Raw genomic sequence first — 24,113 nt, 5'->3', positions numbered from 1 at the left:
CCGTACCCTGCCGCCCGCATCGCGCCGTCGTCTTCGTACCGTGGTGCCAGATGCGAGGTCATACCTCAGTACGACTTGGGGAGACCCAGGGACTGATGGGACACGAAGTTGAGGATCATCTCGCGGCTGACCGGGGCGATGCGGGCGACGCGGGCCGCCGTGATCAGGCGGGCGAGGCCGAACTCCTTGGTGAGGCCGTTGCCGCCGAGGGTGTGGACGGACTGGTCGACGGCCCGCACGCAGGCCTCGCCGGCGGCGTACTTGGCCATGTTGGCGGCCTCGCCGGCGGCCATGTCGTCCCCGGCGTCGTACAGGGCGGCGGCCTTCTGCATCATCAGCCGGGCCAGCTCCAGCTCGATGTGGGCCTGCGCGAGGGGGTGGGCGATGGCCTGGTGGGCGCCGATGGGGGACTTCCAGACCTGGCGCTCCTTGGCGTACTTCACCGCCTGCGCGAGCGCGTAACGGCCCATGCCGATCGCGAAGGCGGCGGTCATGATGCGCTCGGGGTTCAACCCGGCGAAGAGCTGGAGCAGGCCCGCGTCCTCGTCGCCCACAAGAGCGTCGGCGGGCAGGTGGACGTCGTCGAGGGTGAGCTCGAACTGCTTCTCGTGCGCGGCCAGTTCCATCTCGATGTGGCGTCGCTCGAAGCCGGGGGTGTCGCGCGGCACGATGAAGAGGCAGGCCTTGAGGTTGCCCGTACGGGCGTCGGAGGTGCGGCCGACGATGAGGGTGGCGTCCGCGATGTCGACGCCCGAGACGAAGACCTTGCGGCCGTTGAGGACCCAGCCGTCCTCGGTGCGGGTCGCCGTGGTGGTGATGCGGTGCGAGTTGGAGCCGGCGTCGGGCTCGGTGATGCCGAAGGCCATGGTGCGGCTGCCGTCCGCGAGACCGGGCAGCCAGGCCGTCTTCTGGGCCTCCGTGCCGAAGCGCGAGATCACGGTGCCGCAGATCGCGGGTGACACCACCATCATCAGCAGCGGCGCGCCCGCCGCGCCGGCCTCCTCCAGGACGATGGACAGCTCGGCCATGCCGCCGCCCCCGCCGCCGTACTCCTCGGGCAGGTTCACGCCCAGGTAGCCGAGCTTGCCGGCCTCGGCCCACAGCGTCGCCCGGTCGAAGCCGGGGCCGTGGCGGTGGCCGAGGGCGGAGACGGCGGCGCGCAGCGCGGTGTGCTCCGCGGATTCGATGAGGCTGCTCATGAGGTCTGTTCCTCCTGTGCTTCGGTCGGTACGTCGGCCTGTGCTTCGGGCTGTACGACTGCCGGTGCTTCGGGCTGTACGACGGCGAGCAGGGCGCCGACCTCGACCTGGCGGCCGGGGGCGGCGTGGAGCGCGGTGAGCGTGCCGGAGGCGGGAGAGACGATGCGGTGCTCCATCTTCATGGCCTCCAGCCAGAGCAGGGGCTGCCCGGCGGCGACCGGGTCGCCGACCGCGAGCCCCTCGGCGACCCGGACGACGGTGCCGGGCATGGGCGCGAGGAGCGACCCGGGTTCCTGCTGGTCGGCGGGGTCGGTGAAACGGGGGCGGGCGGTGAGCCGGTACGGGCCGACGTGGACGGTGCCGTCGTCGTACCGGGCGACGTCGAAGTCCCTTACGACCCCGCCGACTTCGAGCCGTACGCGGTCGGGAGCGGCGGCGACGACGCGGACGCCCTCGGGGGCGGTGACGGTGTGGCCGCCGCGCCCGTACCGATAGCGCACCTCGCGCTCCCCGTACGCCTTGACCTGATCCTGCGAGGCGAGGTTCCGCCACCCGCCGAACCGCCCGCCGCTGCGAGCGGCGTCCGCGAGCGCGGCGGCCACGGCGGCGTACGCCTCCCCGTCCCGGGGCCGGGTGAGCGCGTCGAGGTTCCGCCCGTAGAACCCGGTGTCGAGCCGCCCGGGATCCCGGAACTCGGGGTGCCGCAGGGAGGCGACGAGCAACTCCCGATTGGTGACGGGCCCATGGACGGAAGCCCGTTCGAGCACATGCGCAAGCTTCCGCACGGCCTCGGCCCGCGTCGCCGCGTGCACGACGACCTTGGCAAGCATGGCGTCGTAGTGCACGGGGACGGTGTCCCCGGACGCGTAGCCGGTGTCGACACGTACGCGCGGGCGCGTCCGCTCCCTGGCCCCCGCCCCACCCCGCTCTCCGAACTCCAGCCGGTGCAGCCGCCCCGTCTGCGGCGTCCACCCTCCCGCCGGGTCCTCCGCGTACAGGCGAGCCTCGATCGCGTGGCCGCGCGGAGTCGGGGCCTCAGCCGGCAGCGCCCCGCCCTCCGCGACCGACAGCTGAAGGGCGACGAGGTCCACCCCGTACACCTCCTCCGTCACCGGATGCTCCACCTGCAGCCGCGTGTTCATCTCCAGGAAGTGCGCCCGCCCGTCCGCGACCAGGAACTCCACCGTCCCCGCGCCCACATACCCGACCGCCTTCGCCGCCGCAGCCGACCGCTCGTACAACTCCTCGACGAGCGCCGCCGGCAGCCCCGGCGCCGGGGACTCCTCGATGACCTTCTGGTGGCGGCGCTGGAGCGAGCAGTCGCGGGTGCCGAGGGTCCACACCGTGCCGTGCCCGTCCGCGAGAACCTGCACCTCCACGTGCCGGCCGTTCTCCACGTACGGCTCGACGAACACCTCGCCGTCCCCGAAGGCGCTCGCCGCCTCCGCCGAGGCGGCCGCCAACTCCCCATCCAGAAGGGTGAGTTCGCGAACTATCCGCATCCCCCGCCCGCCACCCCCCGCCGCCGCCTTCACAAGCACCGGCAGGTCCGCCTCCGTCACGTCGGCCAGCGGCGCGATCCCCATGAGCTCCTTCGCCCGGGTCTTCGACGCCATCGCCTCGATCGCCTCCGGCGGCGGCCCGATCCACACCAGGCCCGCCGCCGTCACCGCCCGCGCGAAGTCCGCGTTCTCCGAGAGGAAGCCGTAGCCGGGGTGCACCGCGTCCGCGCCGGCCGCGAGCGCCGCCGCGACGACCAGGTCGCCGCGCAGGTACGTGTCCGCGGGTGCCGCCCCCGGCAGCCGCACCGCCGCGTCGGCCTCCCGCACGTGCAGCGCGGTGGCGTCCGCGTCGGAGTACACGGCCACCGTCGCGATGCCCAGTTCGCGGCAGGTCCGGAAGACCCGGCAGGCGATCTCGCCCCGGTTCGCGACAAGGACAGAAGAGATCATCGGAGCAGCCCTCACATTCGGAAGACGCCGAAGCCGCCGCGCGCGCCCTCGACCGGTGCCGTGTGGATCGCGGACAGGCACAGCCCGAGGACCGTGCGGGTGTCGCGGGGATCGATGACGCCGTCGTCGTACAGCCGCCCGGACAGGAACATCGGCAGTGACTCGGACTCGATCTGCGCCTCGACCATCGCGCGCAGCCCGGCGTCGGCCTCGTCGTCGTACGGCTGCCCCTTGGCCGCGGCCGAAGCGCGGGCCACGATGGACAGCACGCCGGCCAGCTGCTGCGGGCCCATGACCGCCGACTTGGCGCTCGGCCAGGCGAACAGGAACCGCGGGTCGTAGGCCCTGCCGCACATGCCGTAGTGCCCGGCGCCGTACGACGCGCCCATCAGCACGCTCAGATGCGGCACCCGGCTGTTCGACACCGCGTTGATCATCATCGCGCCGTGCTTGATGATGCCGCCCTGCTCGTACTCCTTGCCGACCATGTAGCCGGTGGTGTTGTGCAGGAAGACCAGCGGGATGTCGCGCTGGTTGGCGAGCTGGATGAACTGCGCGGCCTTCTGCGACTCGGCGGAGAAGAGCACGCCCTGCGCGTTGGCGAGGATGCCGACCGGGTAGCCGTGCAGCGAGGCCCAGCCGGTCACCAGGCTGGTCCCGTACAGCGGCTTGAACTCGTCGAAGTCCGAGCCGTCGACGATCCGGGCGATCACCTCGCGCGGGTCGAAGGGGGTCTTCAGGTCGCCGGGGACGATCCCGAGCAGCTCCTCCTCGTCGTACTTGGGAGGCTCCGCGAACTCCGGATCGGGGTGCGCCTTGCGGTGGTTGAGGCGGGCGACGATCCGGCGGGCCTGGCGCAGCGCGTCGGCCTCGTCGACGGCGTAGTGGTCGGCGAGCCCGGAGGTGCGGGCGTGCATCTCGGCCCCGCCGAGCGATTCGTCGTCGCTCTCCTCCCCGGTCGCCATCTTCACCAGCGGCGGGCCGCCGAGGAAGACCTTCGACCGTTCCTTGATCATCACGGTGTGGTCGGACATGCCGGGGACGTACGCGCCGCCCGCCGTCGAGTTGCCGAAGACGACCGCGATCGTCGGGATGCCGGCGGCGGACAGCCGGGTGATGTCCTTGAACAGCGCCCCGCCCGGGATGAAGATCTCCTTCTGCGAGGGCAGGTCCGCGCCGCCCGACTCGACCAGGGAGACCACCGGCAGCCGGTTGGCGTACGCGATCTCGTTGGCCCGCAAGGCCTTCCGCAGCGTCCAGGGGTTGGACGCGCCGCCGCGCACGGTCGGGTCGTTGGCGGTGATCAGGCACTCGACGCCCTCGATCACCCCGATGCCGGTGACCAGCGACGCGCCGACCGGGTACTCACTGCCCCAGGCGGCGAGCGGGGACAGCTCCAGGAAGGGTGTGTCCGGGTCGACGAGCAGCTCGATCCGCTCGCGGGCGAGCATCTTGCCGCGCCTGCGATGCCGTTCGGTGTACTTCTCGCCGCCGCCGGCCAGCGCCTTGGCGTGCTCGGCGTCGAGCGCGGCGAGCTTGTCCAGCATGGCGGCGCGGTGCGCGGCGTGGTCGGGTCCGGCCGTGTCGAGGGCCGAGGCGAGCACGGTCACAGCAGTTCCTCCGGTACGTCGAGTGCGCGGGCGCGGAGCCATTCGCCGAGCGCCTTCGCCTGGGGGTCGAAGCGGGCCTGGGAGGCGACGCCCTGGCCGAGCAGCCCGGCGACGGTGAAGTTCACCGCCCGCAGGTTCGGCAGGAGGTGGCGTACGAGGGTCAGCTCGGCGGTCTCCGGCAGGAGCTGCCCCAGCCGCTCGACCGTGAGGGTGTGGGCGAGCCAGCGCCACGCGTCGTCGGTGCGCACCCAGACGCCCACGTTGGCGTCGCCGCCCTTGTCGCCGCTGCGGGCCCCGGCGACGAGGCCGAGGGGGACGCGGCGGGTGGGACCGGCGGGCAGGGGGTCGGGGAGCGGAGGCTCGGGGACCGGTTCCAGTGCGCGGGTCCGCGCCGGTACGGGGACGTCCTGGCGGGTCCCGTCGGGCAGTACGGCGGTGTGGGCGACGTCCTGCGCGGGCACGTACCCGGCCTCGAAGACCCCGTACGGCGCGCCCTTGCCGGGCGGGGCGGTGACGTGGAAGCCGGGGTAGCTGGCGAGGGCCAGCTCGATCGCCGCGCCGGACAGGGAGCGGCCGACGGCCTCGGGGTCCGGGTCGCGGACGACGAGCCGGAGCAGGGCGCTCGCGGTCTCCTCGGTGTCCGCGTCGGGCCGGTCGGTGCGGGCCAGCTCCCAGCGCACCTCCGCGGGACGGGACTTGGCGCGGCCGAAGGCGTCCTCGATCTGCTCCCGCACGAGCTGCGCCTTGGCGTCGACGTCGAGGCCGGTGAGGACGAAGACGACCTCGTTGCGGAAGCCGCCGAGGCGGGTGCGGCCGACCTTGAGCGTGGGCGGCGGGGCCTCGCCGCGCACCCCGTCGATCCGGACCCGGTCGGGACCTTCCTGGGTGAGCCGTACGGTGTCGAGCCGGGCGGTCACGTCGGGGCCCGCGTAGCGTGCGCCGGCCGTCTCGTACAGGAGCTGCGCGGTGACGGTGCCGACGTCGACGAGGCCGCCGGTGCCGGGGTGTTTGGTGACGACGCAGCTGCCGTCCTCGTGCAGCTCGGCGACGGGGAAGCCGGGGCGGCGCACGTCGTGTCCCTGGAAGAACGCGTAGTTGCCGCCGGTGGTCTGGGTCCCGCACTCCAGGACGTGCCCGGCGACGACCGCGCCCGCGAGCTTGTCGTACTCCTGCGGCCCCCAGCCGAAGCGCCACTGCGCGGGGCCGGTGACGAGGGCGGCGTCGGTGACCCGGCCGGTGACGACGACGTCCGCGCCGGCGGCCAGGCAGGCGGCGATCCCGGCGCCTCCGAGGTAGGCGTTGGCGGTCAGCGCTCCGTCCCCGGCGGGCAGTTGGTCACCTTCGACGTGCGCGACGCGGGTGGGCAGGCCGAGCCGGTCGGCGAGGGCGCGCAGGGCGTCGGCGAGCCCGGCCGGGTTGAGGCCGCCCGCGTTCGCGACGATGCGGACGCCGCGCTCCTGGGCGAGGCCGAGCCCTTCCTCCATCTGGCGCAGGAAGGTCTTGGCGTATCCGGCGGCCGGGTCCTTCATGCGGTCGCGGCCGAGGATGAGCATGGTCAGCTCGGCGAGATAGTCGCCGGTGAGCACGTCGAGCTCGCCGCCGGTGAGCATCTCGCGGACGGCGTCGAAGCGGTCGCCGTAGAACCCGGAGGCGTTGCCGATCCGCAGGACCATCAGGCCTCCTTGGGCGGGCGGCCGGGGCCGGCCGGACCGGCGAACGCCTGGGCGATGTCGAGCCATTGCTCGGCGTCCGGGCCGTGCGCGACGAGGGCGGTGTCGGCGCGGTGCACGCGCTGGGTGACGAGCAGGCAGAAGTCGAGGGCAGGCCCGGTGATCCGCTGGGCGGCGTCCTCGGGGCCGTACGCCCAGTGCTCGCTGTCGGGGCCGGTCAGCTCGACGCGGAAGGGCTCGGCAGGCGGCGTGATGCCGCGTACGAGATAGGCGTAGTCGCGGGCCCGCAGGCCGATCCAGGCGACGTGCCGGAGCCGGGCGGTGGGGCGGCGTACGACCCCGAGCGCGTCGGCGACGTCCTGCCCGTGCGCCCAGGTCTCCATCAGCCGGGCGGTGCCCATGGAGACGGCGCTCATGGGCGGCCCGTACCAGGGGAACCGGCTCCCGGGCGGGGCGGCGCGCAGGGCCTCCTGGAGCCGCTCGCGCCCCTCGCGCCACCGGGCGAGCAGCTCGGCGGGCGGCAGGGCCGCGCCGTCCTCGGCGCCCTGGTCCACAAAGGCGTCGGGGGCGGCGAGCGCCTTCTCCGTCTCGGCGGCGAAGGCCTCGGCGTCGGTGGCGGCGAGCAGGGCGGCCCGGTCGGTCCAGGCGAGATGGGCGATCTGGTGAGCGATCGTCCAGCCGGGGGCCGGGGTCGGCGCCGCCCACTCCTCGTCGCTCAACTCGCGTACGAGCCGGTCGACTTCCTCGCTCTCGCTGCGCAGATCGTCGAGGACGACGGCAGGGTCGGACACGGTGCGCTCCCCTCGGCAGGGTGGGACACGGGCGTGTGCCGAGGAGCATGGCAGCGCAACGAGAAACAATCAAGCGTGCTTGCTTTATTGACCGGGACTGTTTCAGGCCTTGGCGCGGCGCGGCCGGGGCACGAGCTCACCGCCGCAGTTGGGGCACACGTCGCCCATGACCTCGCTGCAGGCCACGCAGAAGGTGCACTCGTAGGTGCAGATCCGGGCGGGGCCGTCGGCGGGCAGGGTCGTCTTCTCGCAGCGTTCGCAGATCTCGCGCATCTCCAGAGCCATGGCCCGATCCTGCCGGTGCGCGGGCCGCCGGACAGCCCCCGCCCGGGCCGAAGATCGTCAGGATCGGGCCCGGGTGCGGGCTCGGGCCTGGGTGAGGGCTCGGGCCTGGGTGCGGGCTCGGGCGCCGCGGCGCGGGTCCGGGTGCGGGTCCGGGTGCGGGCCCGGGCTCAGGATTCCCGTCTGCGGATCCCCGCCAGCAGGCCGTCCAGGGCGTTCACCGTGAGTTCCAGCGACTCGGGCGTGCCGCTTCCGGCCAGCCACAGGGCGGCCTCGTTCATCGCCCCCGACAGAAGGCGGGCCAGCGGCTCGGCCGGCTGCTCGGCGATGACCCCGGCCTCGATCAGGGACGTCAGGGCCTCGGTCAGGTGCCGGGCCGAGGACTGCTCGTCCAGGGCCCGCCATTCCTCCCAGCCCAGTACCGTCGGCGCGTCGACCAGCACGATCCGCCGTACGGCCGGGTCGGAGCCGGCCGCCAGGAAGGCCCGGCAGCCGGCGCGCAGCTGCTCCCAGGGATCGGCCTGCTCCTCCGCGGCCGCCGCGACCCGGTCGCCCAGCTCCCGCTGGACCTCGGCGACCACCGCCCGGAAGAGCCCCAGCTTGCTCTCGAAGTGGTGGTAGGCCGCGCCCTTGGTGACGCCGACGGCCTGGGCCACCTCGGCCAGGACGACGCCGTGGTAGCCGTCGTCGGCAAACCGCCGCCGCCCTTCGGCCACCAGCGCCGCCCGGGTCGCCGCCCGCTGCTCCGCCCTGCTGCCCGTCGCCCGCTCGTCCGACATCGCCGCGCACCGCCCTTCCCATTTCACATACCCCGGGTATGCTAGCCGCACGTTTCGCATACTCCGGGTATGTGAAGTCACTGCACGCGCCGAGGAGTCATGTCATGAAGACCGAGCTCGCCAGCTTCTACCCGGTGATCTGCACCCGCGACGTCGCCGCGGCACGCGACTTCTACACCCGCCACCTCGGCTTCACGACCACCTTCGAGGCCGACTGGTACGTGAGCCTGCACCGTCCCGACGCCCCGCACTACGAGCTCGCGCTGCTCGACTCTTGCCACCCGACCCTCCCCGAGGGACACCGCAACCCCACCCAGGGCGGCCTCCTCCTCAACTTCGAGGTGACGGACGTGGACGCGGAACACCGCCGGCTGGTCGGCGAGGCGGGGCTGCCCGAAGTCCTCCCGCTGCGCACGGAGGACTTCGGGCAGCGGCACTTCATCGTCGGCGCGCCGGACGGGGTGCTCATCGACGTGATCACCACGACCCCGCCGACCGAGGAGTACGCCGGTCAGTACACCGTCACGGAGTAGGACCCGCCTGGGCGGAAGACCTCAGGCTCGCGCCGCTTCGATGGGGTGCTCAGTTCCTCGCGCGGGCCTGACGATCCTTGCGAGCAGTCCGAGCGTTCCGAGCCGTCCGAGCGGTCTGCGTCCGGACCGCGCCCATGCTCGCCGCGATGACCAGGCCGATCGCGAGGGCGTCCGTCGGGGACAGGGCCTGGCTCAGGACGAGGAAGCCGGCGGTGGCGGCGACGGCCGGTTCGAGGCTCATCAGGATGGCGAAGGTGGGGGCGGGCAGCCGGCGCAGGGCGAGGAGTTCGAGGGTGTAGGGCAGCACCGAGGACATCAGCGCGACGGCGAGGCCGAGGCCGATCGTCGACGGGACCAGCAGCTTGCCTCCGGCCTCGGCGATGCCGAACGGCAGGCTGAGCACCGCGCCGAAGGCCATGGCGAGCGCCAGGCCGTCGGCCTGCGGGAAGCGGCGGCCGGTGCGGGCGCTGAAGACGATGTACGCGGCCCACATCGCGCCCGCGGCGAGGGCGAAGCCCGCTCCGACCGGATCGAGCCGGTCGAGGCCTCCGCCGCCGAGCAGGACGACGCCGCCGAGCGCGAGCCCTGCCCACAGCAGGTTCATCAGCCGGCGCGAGGCGATCACCGAGAGGATCAGCGGGCCGAGGACCTCCAGGGTCACCGCGGCGCCCAGCGGGATCCGGTCGGCCGCCTGGTAGAAGAGGATGTTCATCCCGGCCATGGCGGTGCCGAAGGCGACCACGGTGCCCCAGTCGGCGCGGCCGTAGCCGCGGACCTTGGGCCGGCAGACGATCAGCAGGACGGCGGCGGCGAGCACCAGCCGCAGGGTGACGACGCCGAGGGCGCCGGCGCGGGGCATCAGCAGCACGGCGACGGCGGACCCGAACTGCACGGACAGACCGCCGGCGACGACCAGGGCGACGGGGCCGAGGCGGGCGGCCTTCACGGGAGCGGGGGCCTCCGGCGCGGCAGCGGCCTCGGGCACGGAGACGGCGGCGATGTCCTCGACCGGGCTGTCCACCGGCTCACTCCTTGCGTGGTGCACGACATAAGGTCCACTTGATTGGACCTCAAGTCCAGAATACTGAACCTGTCAACAGGTCTTCCGGATTCACGCTACGACCCTGTGCGCGGCGCGTGAAATGCCGATTGGGCTGCGGTTATGCTCCGGGCGCATGGGCATCGAGCTCCGTCACCTCCGTTGCTTCCTGGCCATCGCCGACGAGGGCAACCTGACCAGGGCGGCCGCCCGGCTGCACCTGACCCAGCCCGCCGTGTCCCGCACCCTCGCCGCGCTGGAGCGGCATCTCGGCGCGCGGCTCGTCGACCGCTCCACCCACCACTTCGCGCTCACGCCGGAGGGCCGCGCCTTCCACGACCGGGCGGCCGCGGCGGTCGCCGCGTTCGACGCGGCCGCGGACCCGGAGCTGCTGCGCCGTCGGCCGCTGCGGCTCGGGCACGCGTGGTCGGCCTTCGGCCCGTACACCACGCCGCTGCTACGGCGCTGGCGGCGCGCGCACCCGGAGACCCCGCTGGAACTCCTGCGCATCGACGACCGCACGGCCGGCCTGGCCCGGGGCGAGGTCGACGCGGCGCTGCTCCGGGGCCCGGTCGGCACGCCCGGCCTGGCGACGGTGGAACTGGTCACCGAACCCCGCGTCGCCGCGCTCCCCTCGGACAGCCCGCTCGCCGACCGGGAATCCCTCACGCTGGCAGACCTGACCTCGCAGACCGCGATCCTCAACCCGGTCTCCGGCACCACCACCCTCGGCCTCTGGCCCCCGGACGCCCGTCCGGCCACCACCCTGACGGTGGCCAACACCGACGACTGGCTTACGGCGATCGCCGCGGGCCGCGGCATCGGCGTCTCGGCGGCCTCCACGGCGGAGATGCACCCCCACCCCGGCGTCGCCTACCGCCCCCTACGGGATGCCCCGGCCGTCCCGGTCGTCCTGGCCTGGCGCGACGCGGCACCGCACCCGGCGATCGGACTGCTGGTGGAGCTGGCGAGGGAGGTGGCGGGGGAGGGGGCGGGGGAGGGGTGAGGCGGGGTGCCGACTCCCGTGCGGACCTCCGGCCGCGTCACGAGCCCCCGGCCGCGTCACGAGCCCCGGCCGCGTCACGAGCCCCCAGCCGCGTCACGAGCCCCCGGCCTCAGGCCCTCGGCCTCCAGGCCTTCGGCCAGCACCTCGGCCAGATGCCGACCCCGACGGCCCGCCAAGTGGTCCAGCTGCGTCCGGCACGAGAAGCCGTCGGCGAGGAGCACCGCCTCCTCACCCGCCTCCCGGACCGCCGGCAGGAGTTGATCCTCGGCGCAGGCGACGGACACCTCGTAATGGCCCGGCTCGAAGCCGAAGTTGCCCGCGAGGCCGCAGCAGCCGCCGCTCAACTCCCCGCTCAGACCTGCCCGTTCGCGCATCCGGCGGTCGGGGGCGTCGCCCAGGACCGCGTGCTGGTGGCAGTGGGTCTGGCCGACGACCGGGCGGTCCAGGCGCGGCGGCTCCCAGGCGGGCGCGAACTCCTCCAGGGCGGCCGCGAAGGTACGCACCGACTCCGCGAGCCGCGCCGCCCTCGGGTCGCCCGGCAGCAGCTCCGGCAGGTCCGTCCGGAGCGTCGCCGCGCACGACGGCTCCAGGACCACGACCGGCCGCCCGAGCACGGGGTCGAGGACGTCCAGCGTCCGGCGCATCACGGCGCGCGCCCGGTCGAGTTGGCCGGTCGAGACGTACGTCAGCCCGCAGCACACCCGCCCCGGCGGCAGCTCGACGCCGACCCCGGCCGCGTCAAGCACCCGTACCGCAGCCTGCCCGACCTCGGGCGAGAAGTGGTCGGTGAACGTGTCCGGCCACAGCAACACGCCCTCGCCACCGGGCGGGACGTCGCCGGCCGACACGGGCCACGAGCCAGGCGCGTGCCCACCACGGGAGGCAGCTCTTCGCAGCCCCCGGAACCACGCCACGAAGCTCCGCCCCGCCACCCGGGGCAGCTCCCGCTCCGGCGTCACCCCCGCCAGCCTCGCCGCGAACGGCAGCCGCGCCCCCGCCGCCACCAGCCACCGCACCCGGGCCAGCCACTCCGGCAGCCGGCCCACCGTCCAGTGCGACATCGGCCGTCGCCACGGGCGGCCCGCGTAGTACCCCGCCGTGAACTCCGCCTTGTACGCGGCCATGTCCACGCCCACCGGGCAGTCCTTGCGGCAGCCCTTGCACGACAGGCACAGGTCCAGCGCCTCCCGGACCTCCTCCGAGCGCGCGCCGTCCGTGATCACCTCGCCCAGCGCCATCTCGTGCAGCAGCCGCGCCCGGCCCCGGGTCGAGTGCATCTCCTCCCCCGTCGCCCGGTACGAGGGACACATCACACCGGGTCCCGAACCCGCCGCCTCCACCCGGCACTTGGCCACGCCCACGCACCGGGCCGCCTCCCGCCCGAGGCCCACCAGGGGCAGCCCGGTGAAGCGGAGGCCCTCGTCCAGGGGGGCCGGCCGCACGAGCATCCCCGGGTTGAGCCCGCCCGCCGGGTCCCACAGGTCTTTGACCTCCCCGAAGAGCCCGACCAACTCGTCCCCGTACATCTTCGGCAGCAGCTCGGCCCGCGCGACCCCGTCCCCGTGCTCCCCCGACAGCGACCCGCCGTGCGCCACCACCAGGTCCGCCACCTCCTCCGAGAACCGGCGGAAGTCCCGTACCCCCTGCCCCGTGAACAGGTCGAAGTCGATGCGGACATGGATGCAGCCGTCCCCGAAGTGCCCGTACGGCGTCCCGCGCAGCCCGTGCTCCGCGAGCAGCGCCCGGAAGTCCCGCAGATAGGCGCCCAGCCGCGCCGGCGGCACCGCGCAGTCCTCCCACCCCGGCCAGGCCTCCGCCCCGTCCATCCGCGTCGCCGTGCCCGCCGCGTCCTCCCGGATCCGCCACAGCGCCCGCTGCCCCGCCGGGTCCGTCACCACCGCCGCGTCCAGCGCGTCCGCCGCCCGCACCAGCTCCGCCGCCGCGCCCGAGCCGTCCACCTCGCAGAACAGCCACGCGCCGCCCCTCGGCAGCAGCCGCTCCTCTCCTCGTACGAGATCGGCCGCCATCCCCTCCACGGTCAGCGGCCGGTGCACCAGCAGCCCGGCCGCCGCCTCCGCCGCCGCGCTCTCGTCGGGGTAGCCCAGCGCCACCAGCACCGGCGCGGCGGGCAGCGGCACCAGGCGCACGGTCGCCTCCGTCACCACCCCCAGCGTCCCTTCACTCCCACAGAAGAACCGGGCCACGTCCGCGCCGCGCTCCGGCAGCAGCGCGTCGAGCGCGTACCCGGAGATCCGGCGCGGAAGGCCGGCCGGGTAGCCGGTCCGAAGTGCCGCCAGATTCCGCCCCACCAGCTCCCGCAGCCCGTCCGGCGCGCCCTGCCAGTCCCGGCCCAGGCGCAGCGCCTCGCCCCCGTACGTGAGGACGTCGAGGCCGACTGTGTTGTCGGCCGTGGTGCCCCAGGCCACCGAGTGCGCCCCGCACGCGTTGTTGCCGATCATGCCGCCGAGGGTGCAACGGCTGTGCGTGGACGGGTCGGGCCCGAAGGTCAGGCCGTACGGGCGGGCCGCCTCCCGGAGCCGGTCGAGGACCGCCCCGGGCTGGACGACGGCGGTCCGCCGCTCCGGGTCGAGCGACAGGATCGCGCGCATGTGACGGGTGAAGTCGAGCACGACGCCCGTGCCGGTCGCCTGGCCCGCGATCGACGTGCCGCCGCCGCGCGCGACGACCGACACACCGTGCGCACGGCAGACCTCCAGGACGGCGGCCACGTCGTCGGCGTCGCGCGGCGCGACCACGCCCAGCGGGACCCGGCGGTAGTTGGACGCGTCCATCGTCGTCAGGGCCCGGGCGGCGACGGAGAAGTCGACCTCGCCACGCACCGCCGCGCGCAGCGCCTCCCGCAGTGCTTCGTGTTTTCCCACGAGGCCAGGATGTCTCAGTGGTCGTCTCATCCGGCGGACATCGTTCCGTCGCGACCCTTCCGACCGGATACGCTCCGCCTCGTGGCTGAGATCCAGATTCCCGCTGACATGAAGCCCGCCGACGGCCGTTTCGGCGCGGGCCCCTCCAAGGTGCGTACGGAGGCGCTGGACGCCCTGGCCGCCACGGGCACTTCCCTCCTCGGCACGTCCCACCGCCAGGCTCCGGTGAAGAACCTGGTCGGCGAGGTACGTACCGGCATCCGCGACCTCTTCTCGCTGCCCGAGGGCTACGAGGTGATCCTGGGCAACGGCGGCTCCACCGCCTTCTGGGACATCGCGACCCACGGTCTGATCGAGAACAAGTCGCAGCACCTGAACTTCGGAGAGTTCTCCTCCAAGTTCGCGAAGGCCGCGAAGCTGGCCCCCTGGCTGGCCGAGCCGACCGTGATCTCCTCCGACCCGGGCACCCACCCGGAGCCGCAGGCCGAGGCGGGCGTCGACGTCTACGCGTTCACCCACAACGAGACCTCCACCGGCGTCGCCGCCCCGCTGAAGCGGGTCGCGGGCGCCGACGAGGGCGCGCTGGTCCTGGTCGACGCGACCTCCGGCGCGGGCGGCCTGCCGGTCGACATCACCGAGACCGACGTCTACTACTTCGCGCCGCAGAAGTCCTTCGCCGCCGACGGCGGTCTGTGGCTCGCGGCCTTCTCCCCGGCCGCCCTGGAGCGCGCGAAGAAGATCCACGAGTCCGGCCGGCACATCCCCGAGTTCTTCTCGCTGCCGACCGCGATCGACAACTCGCTGAAGAACCAGACGTACAACACCCCCGCCCTGTCGACCCTCTTCCTGCTCAACGAGCAGCTGAAGTGGATCAACGGCCAGGGCGGCCTGGACTGGGCCGTCGCCCGCACGGGCGCGTCCTCGCAGGCGCTGTACGGCTGGGCCGAGGAGTCCAAGTACGCGACGCCGTTCGTCACCGACCCGGCCAAGCGCTCGCAGGTCATCGGCACGATCGACTTCGCGGACGAGATCGACGCCGCGGCGGTCGCCAAGGTGCTGCGCGCCAACGGCATCGTCGACACGGAGCCGTACCGCAAGCTGGGCCGCAACCAGCTGCGCATCGCGATGTTCCCGGCGATCGACCCGGCGGACGTCCAGGCGCTGACGGCCTGCATCGACTACGTGATCGACAAGCTGTAAGCAGGAGTCGTACGAGAGGGCCCGGCATCGAACATGGTCGATGCCGGGCCCTTCGTGCTGCCTACCGGCTGAGCCTCTGGAACCGCCGCACGGCCAACGGCAAGAAGATTGCCGTGATCGCCAGCGGCCACACCACCGCCATCAGCACCGCGTGCTGCTCCACCCAACTACCGCCGCCCGCGCCCGGGTTGCCGAACAGTTCGCGGGCGGCGGCGACCGTCGAGGAGATCGGGTTCCAGGCGGCGACGGGGGCCAGCCAGCCCGGCATCAGCGACGGGGCCACATACACGCTGGAGATCATCGTGACCGGGAAGATCACCGCGTAGAGCGCGCCGGCGGCCTCGGTGTTCGGCACGACGAGCCCGCACCACACGCCCACCCAGATCATGCTGAAGCGCAGGAGCAGCAGCAGACCGAAGCCGAGCAGCGTGCCGCCGACGCCGCCGTCGGAGGTCCAGCCGATCGCGAGCGCGGTGGCGGCGAGGATGGCGAGTTCGGCGGAGGCGACAAGCAGGTCGGACAGGCCGCGGCCGGTGGTGACGGCGGAGGGTGCCATCGGCATGGACCGGAACCGGTCCATGACTCCCTTGCCGGAGTCGGAGACGACGGCCGTGGCGGTGTTCATGAGGCCGAAGGTCATCGTCATGGTGAACATGCCGGGCATCAGGAAGTCCTTGTAGTCCCCGCCTCCGGGCACCCGCATCGCGCTGCCGAAGACGAACCCGTAGAGGAGGACGGACACGATGGGGAAGCCGAGCTGCCAGACGATGGCGACGGGCTGCCGGCGGTAGTTGAGCAGGGTGCGCCGGACGAGGGTCAGGGTGTCGGCCACGGCCCAGTGGGCGCGGCCGCGCGGGGCGCCCGGGGTGAGGTCGACGGCGGTCATGCGGCGGCTCCTTCACTGCTGCGGTGGCCGGTCAGGCTCAGGAAGACGTCGTCCAGGCTGGGGCGGCGCAGGCCGATGTCCTCGGCGGGGATCCGCTCGTCCTGCAGGGCGCGGGCGACCTCGGTCAGGGCGGCGACGCGGTCGGCGACGGGGGCGTGGACGCGGCGCGCGGTCTCGTCCACGCCCGGCTCGCCGTCCGCGACCCGGGCGACGATCTTGCGGGCGGCGGCGAGGTCGGCGGGTTCGGCGACGACGACCTCGACGCGGTCTCCGCCGACCCGGTTCTTGAGGCCCTCGGGGGTGTCGTCGGCGATGGCGCGGCCCCGGTCCATGACGGTGATGCGGGACGCGAGCCGGTCGGCCTCGTCGAGGTACTGGGTGGTGAGCAGCACGGTCGTGCCGCCGGCGACGAGGGAGCGGACGCTGTCCCAGACCTCGCCGCGGCCGCGCGGGTCGAGGCCGGTGGTCGGTTCGTCGAGGAAGAGGACGTCGGGCGCGAGGATCATCGAGGCGGCGAGGTCGAGCCGGCGGCGCATGCCGCCGCTGTAGTCGCGGGCGCCCTTGTCGGCGGCCTCGGTGAGGGCGAAGCGGTCGAGGAGTTCGCCGGCGCGGGCGCGGGCGCGTCGGGCGTCCAGGTGGAAGAGCCGGCCGAAGAGTTCGAGGTTCTGCCGGCCGGTGAGGCCCTCGTCGACGGCGGCGTACTGGCCGGCGAGGCCGATCCGGGCGCGTACCGCGCGGGGGGCGCGGGCCACGTCGAACCCGGCGACCTCGGCGCGGCCCCCGTCGGCCTTGAGCAGTGTGGCCAGGATCCGTACGGCGGTGGTCTTGCCGGCCCCGTTGGGGCCGAGCAGACCGTGCACGGCGCCGCGGCGGACGGCGAGGTCGAAGCCGTCGAGGGCGTACCCGGCGCTGCCCTTGCCCTTGTACCGCTTGCGCAGGCCCTCGGCGAGGACCGCGTGTTCATGCATGGGAACCTCCACTCGGCGAAACTGAGTACACCGTACCCGATTAAGAGTACGGTGTACTCAGTTTTAGAGTGAGGGCCATGGCCATGAAGGAGACGACGACCAGCAGCCTCGACCTCCTGTGGGGCACGGGCGAGCGCCCCAGCCGGGGCCCCAAGCCGGGGCTGACCCTCGACCGGATCGTCACCACGGCCATCGGCGTCGCGGACGCGGAGGGGCTGGACGCCCTGTCGATGCGGCGGGTCTCGGCCGAGCTGGGCGTCGGGACGATGTCGCTGTACCGGTACGTGCCCGGCAAGACCGAGCTGCTCGACCTGATGCTCGACCGGGTCCGGGGCGAGTCGCTGGCGGACGAGAGCGAGGAGACGCCCGCGGACTGGCGGGCGGCCGTCGAGGCGCTGGCCCGCGGCCATCTCGCCCTCTACCGGGCGCACCCCTGGCTGATGAAGGTCAACGAGGCCCGTTCCGTGCTCGGCCCGAACACGCTGCGCGGCCTCGAACTGTGCCTGGCAGGGCTGACCGGGCCGCAGGGGATGGGGCTGAGCGACCCCCAGACGATCTCCGTCATCGTGACCGTGCAGAGCTTCGTGACGGGCATCGCGCGGATGGAGCTGCAGACCAGCGAGGCGGTGCAGGAGACCGGCGTCAGCGACGAGGACTTCTGGACGGCGCAGACGCCGTTCCTGGAACGAGCCATGGCCTCGGGCGAGTTCCCGAGGATGGCGGGGCTGGCCGAGGACACGTTCTCGCGGGAGTTCGACCAGTTCGCCTTCGGCCTGGAACGGCTCCTGGACGGTTTCGAGGTCCTTGTCAGTCGCCGCGGCGCAGCAGGCGCTTGAAGCCGACGACCGCGGCGGTCGCGACGGCGAGGACGACGACTCCGAGGCCGAAGTTCCCCTTCTCGCCGCCCGGTTCGCCGGCGGACGCGCCCGGGCTCTTCGCGGGCGGGGAGGCAGGGGACTTCGACGCCTCGGGCGAGCCGCCCGACCGGTCCCCCAGGTCGACCCGCAGGACCCGGCTGCCCGTCCCCTCCGAGCCGAACATCGCCGCCGAGCCGTCGAGGGTGTACGACACCGACTCCGCCTGCCCCTGGAAGGGCGCGCCGACGGACCGGTCCGCGCCGAGGCGGCGGCCGTCGTTCCACGCGTACGCGCGCGCCATCAGGTAGCCGCGCAGGAGCAGTTCCTTCCCGTCCGGCGAGAACGCGCCGTCGGTCACCCAGGGCACCTCGGCGATCCGCCGAAAGGTGTTCGTCCCCTTCGTGGACAGCTTGGCGGGGCCCTCGTACAGCCCGCCGCCGTCCTCGTTCTTACTGGCGATGTAGACCCGGCCGGTCTTCGGATGGACCATCAGCGCCTCGGCGTTGCGCGCCCCGTCGGCGTACTTCACGTCGTACTGCGTCGCCTGGACGGTCTGGTCCTTCAGCGTCTTCGGCTCGGGGAAGCGGTAGATCCAGACGTGATCCCAGGAGCCGTCGAGGTTGTCGCCGATGTCGCCGACGTAGACGTCGCCGTCCGGGCCGACCGAGATCGCCTCCATGTCGCGGGGCGTGCCGACGCCGCTCAGGGTGATCGTGGCGACCGTCTCGCCGGTGCGGGAGTCGACGGCGAAGACGCGGGGCTGGTCCTGGTCGTTGTGCGTCCAGTACACGCCGGGGTGGGCGCGGCTGGCGGCGAGGCCGCTGGACTCGGTGATGCGGGTGTCCTTGAGCGCGAAGTCCTGGTCCGGATCCGCCTCCGCGGCGGCGGCGGGGGCGACGGCCGTGCACAGGACGAGGGCCACGGCGCCGGTGACGCGGAGAAGGGATCGCATGCGGACAAGCCTGCCACGGGCGCGGGGAGGCGGTCGGGATGCCGTGGGTGTGGCCGGGGGTGGTCGGGATCACGTCGCAGGCGGCCCGCGCGGTCCGGGATGATGGGCGCCATGCGTTTTATGTTCGTCGGCGACAGCATGACCATCGGACGCGCCGGCGACTACACCTGGCGCTACCGCATGTGGCAGCACCTCAGCCGCTGCCCCGGGGGCCCGTACGAGATCGTGGGCCCGCGCACGGCGCTGTACGAGGCCGGGGCCGACGCCCCCGTCTCGGAGGCGTACGCCGACCCCGACTTCCCCGCCGAGGCGCGCCGCCACCTGGCCGGCTGGGGCGAGGGCTGGCTGCACATGGCGCCGCTGATCGGCGGAGCGATCACGGAGACCGGGGCGGACGTGCTGCTGGTCTCGCTCGGCCTGATCGACCTCGGCTTCTACACCGACAGCGACCAGACGGCGGACAACGTCCGCGCGTTCGTGGCGGCGGCCCGGGCGGCGAACCCGCGCGTCCGGATGGTCCTGATGCCGGTCATCCCGAACGTCCGCGCCGAGTCCGACGCGCCGTTCGCCGCCGAGTGCGACCGCTTCAACGAGCTCCTGGCCAAGGCGGTGGCCGACCTGGACACGGCCGCGTCACCGCTGCTGCTGGCGTCCCGCCCGGAGGCGTACGACATCCACGCCGACACATACGACGGCACCCACCCCGGCCCCACCGGCGAGCACAAACTCGCGGCCGCGTTCGCGACGGCGATGTACCAGGCGTGGGGCGTCGGGGCGCCGTACGGGGGCTAGGGACAGGCCCTAGAGGCGTTCGAGCCGCAGGTCGATCCAGAGCGCGTCGTCCCCCGGCAGCACGTACCGGTCGCACTCGACGAAGCCGCGCCGTTCGGCGAAGCGCAGGCCGTCCTCGTTGGCGGCGAGGACGACGGTCTCGACCGCCTCGGCCCCCAGGGTCCGCGCCCGGTCGAGCCCGCGCGCGTACAACTCCGCGCCGTGGCCGCGGCGGCGGAGCTCGGGGAGGACGCGGGCGATGACGGTGGCGGTCGCGGGCGAGGCGTCGGCGGCAGGCGGGCGGACGGTCGTGCAGCCGACGAGCACGTCGCCGAGGTAGGCGACCTCCAGGCAGTTGCGGCCCGCGCGCTCGCGCACCTCGTCCAGGGAGAGCGCGGCGGGCGGGACGATCACGTTGTGGACGTGCCGCCAGTCCGCGAGAACGGCGTCGGTGCTCGGCACCTCGAAGCGCAGCTGCATCGCAGCAGCCAACCTCCCCGCCCGAGGGGCGTCAACAGCGATTCATGCGGTTGGCGAAGGTCGAGACGGTGTACGTGCCGATGCCGAGGACGACCTCCAGGGCGTTCTGCCGCGTGTAGCCGTGCGCCTGGAAGGCGGCGAGCTCCTCGTCGCTCACCGCTCCGGTGGCGGCGATCACCTGGTGGGTGAACGCGCGCACCGCGGCGAGGCGTTCGGGGTCCGGGGCCGGACCGAGGGCGTCGAGCTTGCCCTCGTGCATGGCGACGCAGAGGTGGCACTGGTTGCGGGCGGCGACGGTCAGGATGACGGTCTCGCGGGAGTGCGGGTCGAGGGTGGTGGACTCGAAGATCTCGCTGAGCTTCAGGAAGCCGTCGAGGGTGTGCGGGGACTCCTTGAGGAGGGCTACGGCGTTGGCGGTACGGGCGGCCATATCGAGTGACAAAGCGACTCCAGGGAAGGGACGGAGGTAAGATGGACAACATGGTTGACCAATCGGATGAGAGAAACGTAAACCAGGTTGTCGATGAGGGCAAGGGATATGAACTGCCGCTCCTCCTCTTCGCCGGGTTCCGCACGCTCATCGACCGCCTCCACGCCCGCCTCGCCGACGAGGGCCACCCGGACCTCCGCCCCGCGTACGGCTTCGCCATGCAGGCCGTGGCCGCCGGCGGCCCGGCCGGGGCCACGGCCAGCGACGTCGGCCGCCGGCTCGGCGTCTCCAAGCAGGCCGCGGGCAAGACCGTCGACCGCCTCCTCGCCCTCGACTACGCCGAACGCACCGACGACCCCACCGACGCCCGCCGCAAACTAGTCCGCCTCACACCACGAGGCCTCGACGCCCTGGCGCGCTCGGCAGCGATCTTCGACGAACTGAGAGCGGAGTGGGCCTCGGCCCTGGGCGCGGAGCGCGTACGGGACTTGGAGGCGGCGCTGCGGACCGTCGTTCCGCCGGAGACCGCCTTCCGGCTCGACGCGACGAGCTGGCTCGGCGGGGCGTGACGGGCGACGGGTGACGCTGGCGAGTACTCGCCACCCGCGTGTCGGCGTGAGCGTGCGTATCGTTGAGATGCGCGGCTGACCGCAATCGAGTGGCAGCCGGGGAGGAGCGCCACGATGACCGTCGTAGAGACCGACAGGATCGACATGGCCGACCACAGCGACGAGCTCACCCTGGACACTCTGTTCGAGTGGCTGGAGCGGCTGCCTGTCCCCGAGGGATACAAGGTCGAGATCGTCGGGGGCAACGTCTACATGACGCCGCAGCGCAGCATCCACTGGCAGATCATCCGCAGGATCATCTGGGCACTCGAAGACAGATTCGGCCGGAGGGTCAACGTCCTTTCGGACGTGCGTATCGACTTCCCCGGGGGAAACGGCTTCTGCCCCGATGTGGCGAAACTGCGCGAGGACACCGAGCCGGACGGACAGGGTCACTGGAGGTACCAGGACGTCGAGTTCGTCGCTGAGGTGATCTCCCGAGGTACCGCCGTCAACGACTACGGCCCGAAGAAGGACGCGTACGCCGCCGCCGGCGTCCCCATCTATCTCATCGCCGACCCGTACACCAGCAAGTGGATCGTGTACTCCCTCCCCGAGGACGGGGAGTACACCGCCGAGTCGCGTGGCATCTTCGGCCTGCCCATCGACCTCACCAAGACACCCCTCGCCCTCACCCTCAACACCAACGAGTTCCCGCACGACTGACGGCCGGGCGCCCTCACGCCGGCCCCCTCCCGTACATCGCCGCGATCGCCTGCGCCACCGCGTCGCCGTTGGCATCGCGCCCCGTCTCGTTCGGGTGGAGGAACCATGGCAGCTTCTGGTGCAGCAGGGTCACGCCCGAGGGCTCCAGGAGGCCGCCGATCGCGCGGTCCGGGCCGTCGCAGGTCGTGGCCCCGCCCGTCGCCGCGTACAGGTCGACGAAGTGCGCGCCGTGGGTCCGGGCCCGCTGGGCCATCGACGAGTTGAGCCGCGCCTGGACCTTCTCGTCCAGGAAGGGCCACGCCGACTCCGGGATGTCCGCGAGCGGACGCCCCCCGCCGTCGGGGAGCGCGGCCCGGCAGCGCTTCACGTCCGCCGGGATCAGCCGGGGGTAGCCGACCAGGACGACCTCCGCCGACGGCGACTCGCTGCCGATCTCGGAGAACAGCTTCTCCAGGTCCTTCTCCGCCTGCTCGAACCGCTTCGTCAGCCAGTCCGCCCCGGCGCCCTTCGTGAAGTAGGCGGCGCATTCCGCCGCCGGGGACCTCGTGTCCACCGCTTCGCCCGGCAGCAGCGAGCCGGCCGCCCCGCGCAGCCGCGCCGAGCACTGCTTGAGGATCCGCCCGAGCTCCACCGTGTGCGCGCCGAGGCCCGCCACCACCAACCGGGTCTCCTTGGTCAGCGCCCGCTTCTGCGGCGGCGCGGGGGCCACGTCGCCGCCGAGATCCTGCTCCTCCCACACGTGGCGCAGCGCGGCCCCGGAGCAGGAGACGTCGGCCGTGATGTCGAGCAGGATCGACTGGTCGGCCAGCTGATCCTCGATCACGTCCGGCAGATTCTCCGCCGCCCGCACGCACGACAGCCGGCTCTCGTCCACGGGCGCGATGCCGTACCCGCCGACGCCCCCGTCCCCGAGGAACACGGTGGGAACCGCTTCCCCGGCGGACGAGGCCGCAGGAGCGGAGGCGAGCACGGCAAGGGAGGCGAGCGCGGCCGCCGCCGCGCACAGGCTTCGGGAGATCGTCACGTACCGCATTCAAACCCACGCCCCGCTCACGGAACGTGACGACGACTCCCCGATCACCCGCAGGAGCGACGCCTCACCAGGCGAACGCCTCCGGGGACGCGCCCGGGCCGGGGAAGATCTCGTCGAGCCCGGTCAGCACCTCCTCCGACAGCTCCAGCTCGACCGCCCGCAGCGCGGACTCCAGCTGCTCCGGGGTGCGCGGGCCGACGATCGGGCCGGTGACGCCGGGCCGGGTGAGCAGCCAGGCCAGCGCCGCCTCGCCGGGCTCCAGGCCGTGCTTGTCGAGCAGGTCCTCGTACGCCTGCACCTGCGCCCGTACCGAGGTGATGGCCAGCGCGTCCGCGGAGCGGCCCTCGGCGCGGCGGCCGCCCTGGGCCTCCTTCTTGAGGACCCCGCCCAGCAGGCCGCCGTGCAGCGGGGACCAGGGGATGACGCCCAGCCCGTACTCCTCGGCGGCCGGGATCACCTCCATCTCGGCGCGGCGCTCGGCCAGGTTGTACAGGCACTGCTCGCTGACCAGGCCGACCATTCCGCGGCGGGCGGCGGCCTCGTTCGCCTGGGCGATCTTGTAGCCGGGGAAGTTGGACGAGCCCACGTAGAGGATCTTGCCCTGCTGGATCAGGACGTCGATCGCCTGCCAGATCTCCTCGAAGGGGGTCCGGCGGTCGATGTGATGGAACTGGTAGACGTCGATGTAGTCGGTCTGCAGCCGCTTGAGGCTGGCGTCGACGGCGCGGCGGATGTTCAGCGCCGAGAGGCGGTCCTGGTTGGGCCAGGTCTCGCCGGCGCGTGACATCGAGCCGTAGACCTTGGTGGCGAGGACCGTCTTCTCGCGCCGGTCGCCGCCCTGGGCGAACCAGCTGCCGATGATCTCCTCGGTGCGGCCCTTGTTCTCGCCCCACCCGTACACGTTGGCCGTGTCCACGTAGTTCAGACCCGCGTCGAGCGCGGCGTCCAGGATGGCGTGGCTGGTGGGTTCGTCCGTCTGAGGGCCGAAGTTCATGGTGCCGAGGACGAGTCGGCTGACCTTGAGTCCAGTGCGTCCGAGCTGCGTGTACTTCATGGCAGCCAAGCCAACGCCTTGGAGTTCGCTCCAGGCAAGGGGGATTGGCTGCGGGGCGGCTACTGGCCGGTGGCCGCCGCCACTGCGACGATCACGAACATCAGTACGAGCACGCCGGCCATGATGCGGTTTCGGGTCTTCGGGTCCACCTCACGAGGTTAACCCGAGGCCTCCGGCGGTACCGCCGAGGGGCCTTCGAGGGGCCAGGAGCCGATCGTCTCGTACCTCGGTCGCTCGCCCGGGACCCCGCCGCCGGGGAGGTGGCTGTGGACGAGGACCAGCTCGGCGACCTGCCAGCGGGCGCCCTCGAACTGCTCGAGGTCCGCGACGAAGGGGCGCACGTCGGTGCCGGCGCCGGGGCGCGTGCGGGCGACGGTGAGGTGGGCCTGGTAGCGGCGGTGCTCGTCCATGGGGACGCCGGCGCGGCGGGCGGCGGCGTCGACTGGCAGAACCTCGGCGCGACCA

At 73.1% G+C, this 24,113-nt stretch carries 24 protein-coding genes; 7 read left to right on the top strand and 17 right to left on the bottom strand.

From position 1 onward, the window contains the following. Positions 1-65 precede the first annotated feature (65 nt). From VIU94_RS25045 to VIU94_RS25015, 7 genes are all read right to left on the bottom strand, one after another. Positions 66-1,199, bottom strand: a complete 1,134-nt coding sequence (locus VIU94_RS25045) for an acyl-CoA dehydrogenase family protein (protein ID WP_331914338.1) — start codon at positions 1,197-1,199, stop codon at positions 66-68. Further along, positions 1,196-3,151 (bottom strand): acetyl/propionyl/methylcrotonyl-CoA carboxylase subunit alpha, encoded by a 1,956-nt coding sequence (locus VIU94_RS25040; RefSeq protein ID WP_331914336.1) that lies wholly within the window; start codon positions 3,149-3,151, stop codon positions 1,196-1,198. Before VIU94_RS25040 ends, VIU94_RS25045 begins: the two co-directional genes overlap by 4 nt. 11 nt (positions 3,152-3,162) lie before the next feature. Further along, positions 3,163-4,761 carry an acyl-CoA carboxylase subunit beta gene (locus VIU94_RS25035; RefSeq protein WP_331914334.1) on the bottom strand — a complete coding sequence of 533 codons (1,599 nt, stop codon included), beginning with the start codon at positions 4,759-4,761 and terminating at the stop codon, positions 3,163-3,165. After that, positions 4,758-6,434, bottom strand: a complete 1,677-nt coding sequence (locus tag VIU94_RS25030; protein WP_331914332.1) for an acyclic terpene utilization AtuA family protein — start codon at positions 6,432-6,434, stop codon at positions 4,758-4,760. The genes VIU94_RS25035 and VIU94_RS25030 overlap by 4 nt, the downstream gene beginning before the upstream one ends. Then, entirely contained in the window at positions 6,434-7,222 is a 789-nt protein-coding gene (locus tag VIU94_RS25025; RefSeq protein ID WP_331914330.1) for a TIGR03084 family metal-binding protein, read from the bottom strand. Before VIU94_RS25025 ends, VIU94_RS25030 begins: the two co-directional genes overlap by 1 nt. Positions 7,223-7,324: 102 nt before the next feature. Further along, positions 7,325-7,507 (bottom strand): DUF1272 domain-containing protein, encoded by a 183-nt coding sequence (locus tag VIU94_RS25020; RefSeq protein WP_331914328.1) that lies wholly within the window; start codon positions 7,505-7,507, stop codon positions 7,325-7,327. Between the two features lie 167 nt (positions 7,508-7,674). Next, complete coding sequence (locus tag VIU94_RS25015; RefSeq protein ID WP_331914326.1) at positions 7,675-8,283, bottom strand: TetR/AcrR family transcriptional regulator; 609 nt, start codon at positions 8,281-8,283, stop codon at positions 7,675-7,677. Between the two features lie 104 nt (positions 8,284-8,387). On the opposite strand from VIU94_RS25015, the gene VIU94_RS25010 reads away from it, so the two are divergent. Then, positions 8,388-8,816 carry a VOC family protein gene (locus VIU94_RS25010; protein WP_331914324.1) on the top strand — a complete coding sequence of 143 codons (429 nt, stop codon included), beginning with the start codon at positions 8,388-8,390 and terminating at the stop codon, positions 8,814-8,816. A gap of 49 nt (positions 8,817-8,865) precedes the next feature. Here VIU94_RS25010 and VIU94_RS25005 read toward each other — a convergent pair whose 3' ends face one another. Continuing rightward, positions 8,866-9,837: an EamA family transporter gene (locus tag VIU94_RS25005; RefSeq protein WP_414721009.1), complete on the bottom strand. Its 972-nt coding sequence runs from the start codon at positions 9,835-9,837 to the stop codon at positions 8,866-8,868. A 154-nt stretch (positions 9,838-9,991) separates the two neighbouring features. On the opposite strand from VIU94_RS25005, the gene VIU94_RS25000 reads away from it, so the two are divergent. Further along, positions 9,992-10,861 (top strand): LysR family transcriptional regulator, encoded by an 870-nt coding sequence (locus tag VIU94_RS25000; RefSeq protein WP_331914322.1) that lies wholly within the window; start codon positions 9,992-9,994, stop codon positions 10,859-10,861. Between the two features lie 74 nt (positions 10,862-10,935). Here VIU94_RS25000 and VIU94_RS24995 read toward each other — a convergent pair whose 3' ends face one another. Continuing rightward, on the bottom strand, positions 10,936-13,773 hold the full coding sequence (locus tag VIU94_RS24995; protein WP_331914320.1) for an FAD-binding and (Fe-S)-binding domain-containing protein: 2,838 nt from the start codon (positions 13,771-13,773) through the stop codon (positions 10,936-10,938). Between the two features lie 51 nt (positions 13,774-13,824). Between VIU94_RS24995 and serC the strand changes: the two genes are divergently transcribed. Then, the gene (serC, locus tag VIU94_RS24990; protein ID WP_331914318.1) at positions 13,825-14,943 is read left to right on the top strand and encodes a phosphoserine transaminase; all 1,119 of its coding nucleotides are present in this window, start codon (positions 13,825-13,827) and stop codon (positions 14,941-14,943) included. 61 nt (positions 14,944-15,004) lie between these two features. Here the strand turns inward: serC and VIU94_RS24985 are convergent, their stop codons facing one another. Beyond that, complete coding sequence (locus tag VIU94_RS24985; protein WP_331914317.1) at positions 15,005-15,829, bottom strand: ABC transporter permease; 825 nt, start codon at positions 15,827-15,829, stop codon at positions 15,005-15,007. Next, a complete protein-coding gene (locus VIU94_RS24980; protein WP_331914316.1) occupies positions 15,826-16,797 on the bottom strand; it encodes an efflux ABC transporter ATPase subunit, DrrA-related in 972 nt (323 codons plus the stop codon). The genes VIU94_RS24985 and VIU94_RS24980 overlap by 4 nt, the downstream gene beginning before the upstream one ends. Before the next feature lie 77 nt (positions 16,798-16,874). On the opposite strand from VIU94_RS24980, the gene VIU94_RS24975 reads away from it, so the two are divergent. Continuing rightward, positions 16,875-17,633: a TetR/AcrR family transcriptional regulator gene (locus VIU94_RS24975; protein ID WP_331914315.1), complete on the top strand. Its 759-nt coding sequence runs from the start codon at positions 16,875-16,877 to the stop codon at positions 17,631-17,633. Here the strand turns inward: VIU94_RS24975 and VIU94_RS24970 are convergent. Beyond that, a complete protein-coding gene (locus tag VIU94_RS24970) occupies positions 17,605-18,606 on the bottom strand; it encodes a YncE family protein (RefSeq protein WP_331914314.1) in 1,002 nt (333 codons plus the stop codon). The genes VIU94_RS24975 and VIU94_RS24970 overlap by 29 nt on opposite strands. A 111-nt stretch (positions 18,607-18,717) precedes the next feature. Here VIU94_RS24970 and VIU94_RS24965 point away from each other — a divergent pair, with 111 nt between their 5' ends. Then, entirely contained in the window at positions 18,718-19,398 is a 681-nt protein-coding gene (locus VIU94_RS24965) for a GDSL-type esterase/lipase family protein (RefSeq protein ID WP_331914313.1), read from the top strand. Between the two features lie 9 nt (positions 19,399-19,407). On the opposite strand, the gene VIU94_RS24960 is transcribed toward VIU94_RS24965, so the two are convergent. Together VIU94_RS24960 and VIU94_RS24955 are read right to left on the bottom strand one after the other, a co-directional pair. Further along, on the bottom strand, positions 19,408-19,857 hold the full coding sequence (locus VIU94_RS24960; RefSeq protein WP_331914312.1) for a GNAT family N-acetyltransferase: 450 nt from the start codon (positions 19,855-19,857) through the stop codon (positions 19,408-19,410). A gap of 31 nt (positions 19,858-19,888) precedes the next feature. Continuing rightward, complete coding sequence (locus VIU94_RS24955; RefSeq protein ID WP_414721008.1) at positions 19,889-20,299, bottom strand: carboxymuconolactone decarboxylase family protein; 411 nt, start codon at positions 20,297-20,299, stop codon at positions 19,889-19,891. Positions 20,300-20,337: 38 nt separating this feature from the next. Here VIU94_RS24955 and VIU94_RS24950 point away from each other — a divergent pair, with 38 nt between their 5' ends. Further along, the gene (locus tag VIU94_RS24950; RefSeq protein ID WP_331914310.1) at positions 20,338-20,856 is read left to right on the top strand and encodes a MarR family winged helix-turn-helix transcriptional regulator; all 519 of its coding nucleotides are present in this window, start codon (positions 20,338-20,340) and stop codon (positions 20,854-20,856) included. A gap of 114 nt (positions 20,857-20,970) precedes the next feature. Beyond that, on the top strand, positions 20,971-21,561 hold the full coding sequence (locus tag VIU94_RS24945; RefSeq protein ID WP_331914308.1) for a Uma2 family endonuclease: 591 nt from the start codon (positions 20,971-20,973) through the stop codon (positions 21,559-21,561). 13 nt (positions 21,562-21,574) lie between these two features. Here VIU94_RS24945 and VIU94_RS24940 read toward each other — a convergent pair whose 3' ends face one another. The 3 genes from VIU94_RS24940 to VIU94_RS24930 all read right to left on the bottom strand — a co-directional run. Further along, positions 21,575-22,585 carry an SGNH/GDSL hydrolase family protein gene (locus VIU94_RS24940; protein ID WP_331914306.1) on the bottom strand — a complete coding sequence of 337 codons (1,011 nt, stop codon included), beginning with the start codon at positions 22,583-22,585 and terminating at the stop codon, positions 21,575-21,577. 73 nt (positions 22,586-22,658) lie between these two features. Continuing rightward, positions 22,659-23,648, bottom strand: coding sequence for an aldo/keto reductase (locus VIU94_RS24935; protein WP_331914304.1), 990 nt, complete (start codon positions 23,646-23,648; stop codon positions 22,659-22,661). A 158-nt stretch (positions 23,649-23,806) separates the two neighbouring features. After that, positions 23,807-24,113: 2'-5' RNA ligase family protein (locus tag VIU94_RS24930; protein ID WP_331914302.1), on the bottom strand; the 307-nt coding region annotated here is incomplete at its 5' end.

The organism is Streptomyces sp. (assembly GCF_036566765.1).
Taxonomy (GTDB): Bacteria; Actinomycetota; Actinomycetes; order Streptomycetales; family Streptomycetaceae; genus Streptomyces.
This window is presented reverse-complemented; position numbering and strand designations above follow the sequence as displayed.

What these genes read in the sequence shown, in the direction of transcription:
- VIU94_RS25045 (WP_331914338.1), bottom strand. Translation starts at nt 1,199, where the DNA reads ATGAGCAGCCTCATCGAATCCGCGGAGCACACCGCGCTGCGCGCCGCC.
- VIU94_RS25040 (WP_331914336.1), bottom strand. Translation starts at nt 3,151, where the DNA reads ATGATCTCTTCTGTCCTTGTCGCGAACCGGGGCGAGATCGCCTGCCGG.
- VIU94_RS25030 (WP_331914332.1), bottom strand. Translation starts at nt 6,434, where the DNA reads ATGGTCCTGCGGATCGGCAACGCCTCCGGGTTCTACGGCGACCGCTTC.
- VIU94_RS25020 (WP_331914328.1), bottom strand. Translation starts at nt 7,507, where the DNA reads ATGGCTCTGGAGATGCGCGAGATCTGCGAACGCTGCGAGAAGACGACC.
- VIU94_RS25015 (WP_331914326.1), bottom strand. Translation starts at nt 8,283, where the DNA reads ATGTCGGACGAGCGGGCGACGGGCAGCAGGGCGGAGCAGCGGGCGGCG.
- VIU94_RS25010 (WP_331914324.1), top strand. Translation starts at nt 8,388, where the DNA reads ATGAAGACCGAGCTCGCCAGCTTCTACCCGGTGATCTGCACCCGCGAC.
- VIU94_RS25000 (WP_331914322.1), top strand. Translation starts at nt 9,992, where the DNA reads ATGGGCATCGAGCTCCGTCACCTCCGTTGCTTCCTGGCCATCGCCGAC.
- VIU94_RS24995 (WP_331914320.1), bottom strand. Translation starts at nt 13,773, where the DNA reads ATGAGACGACCACTGAGACATCCTGGCCTCGTGGGAAAACACGAAGCA.
- VIU94_RS24985 (WP_331914317.1), bottom strand. Translation starts at nt 15,829, where the DNA reads ATGACCGCCGTCGACCTCACCCCGGGCGCCCCGCGCGGCCGCGCCCAC.
- VIU94_RS24980 (WP_331914316.1), bottom strand. Translation starts at nt 16,797, where the DNA reads ATGCATGAACACGCGGTCCTCGCCGAGGGCCTGCGCAAGCGGTACAAG.
- VIU94_RS24975 (WP_331914315.1), top strand. Translation starts at nt 16,875, where the DNA reads ATGGCCATGAAGGAGACGACGACCAGCAGCCTCGACCTCCTGTGGGGC.
- VIU94_RS24970 (WP_331914314.1), bottom strand. Translation starts at nt 18,606, where the DNA reads ATGCGATCCCTTCTCCGCGTCACCGGCGCCGTGGCCCTCGTCCTGTGC.
- VIU94_RS24965 (WP_331914313.1), top strand. Translation starts at nt 18,718, where the DNA reads ATGCGTTTTATGTTCGTCGGCGACAGCATGACCATCGGACGCGCCGGC.
- VIU94_RS24960 (WP_331914312.1), bottom strand. Translation starts at nt 19,857, where the DNA reads ATGCAGCTGCGCTTCGAGGTGCCGAGCACCGACGCCGTTCTCGCGGAC.
- VIU94_RS24950 (WP_331914310.1), top strand. Translation starts at nt 20,338, where the DNA reads ATGGTTGACCAATCGGATGAGAGAAACGTAAACCAGGTTGTCGATGAG.
- VIU94_RS24945 (WP_331914308.1), top strand. Translation starts at nt 20,971, where the DNA reads ATGACCGTCGTAGAGACCGACAGGATCGACATGGCCGACCACAGCGAC.
- VIU94_RS24935 (WP_331914304.1), bottom strand. Translation starts at nt 23,648, where the DNA reads ATGAAGTACACGCAGCTCGGACGCACTGGACTCAAGGTCAGCCGACTC.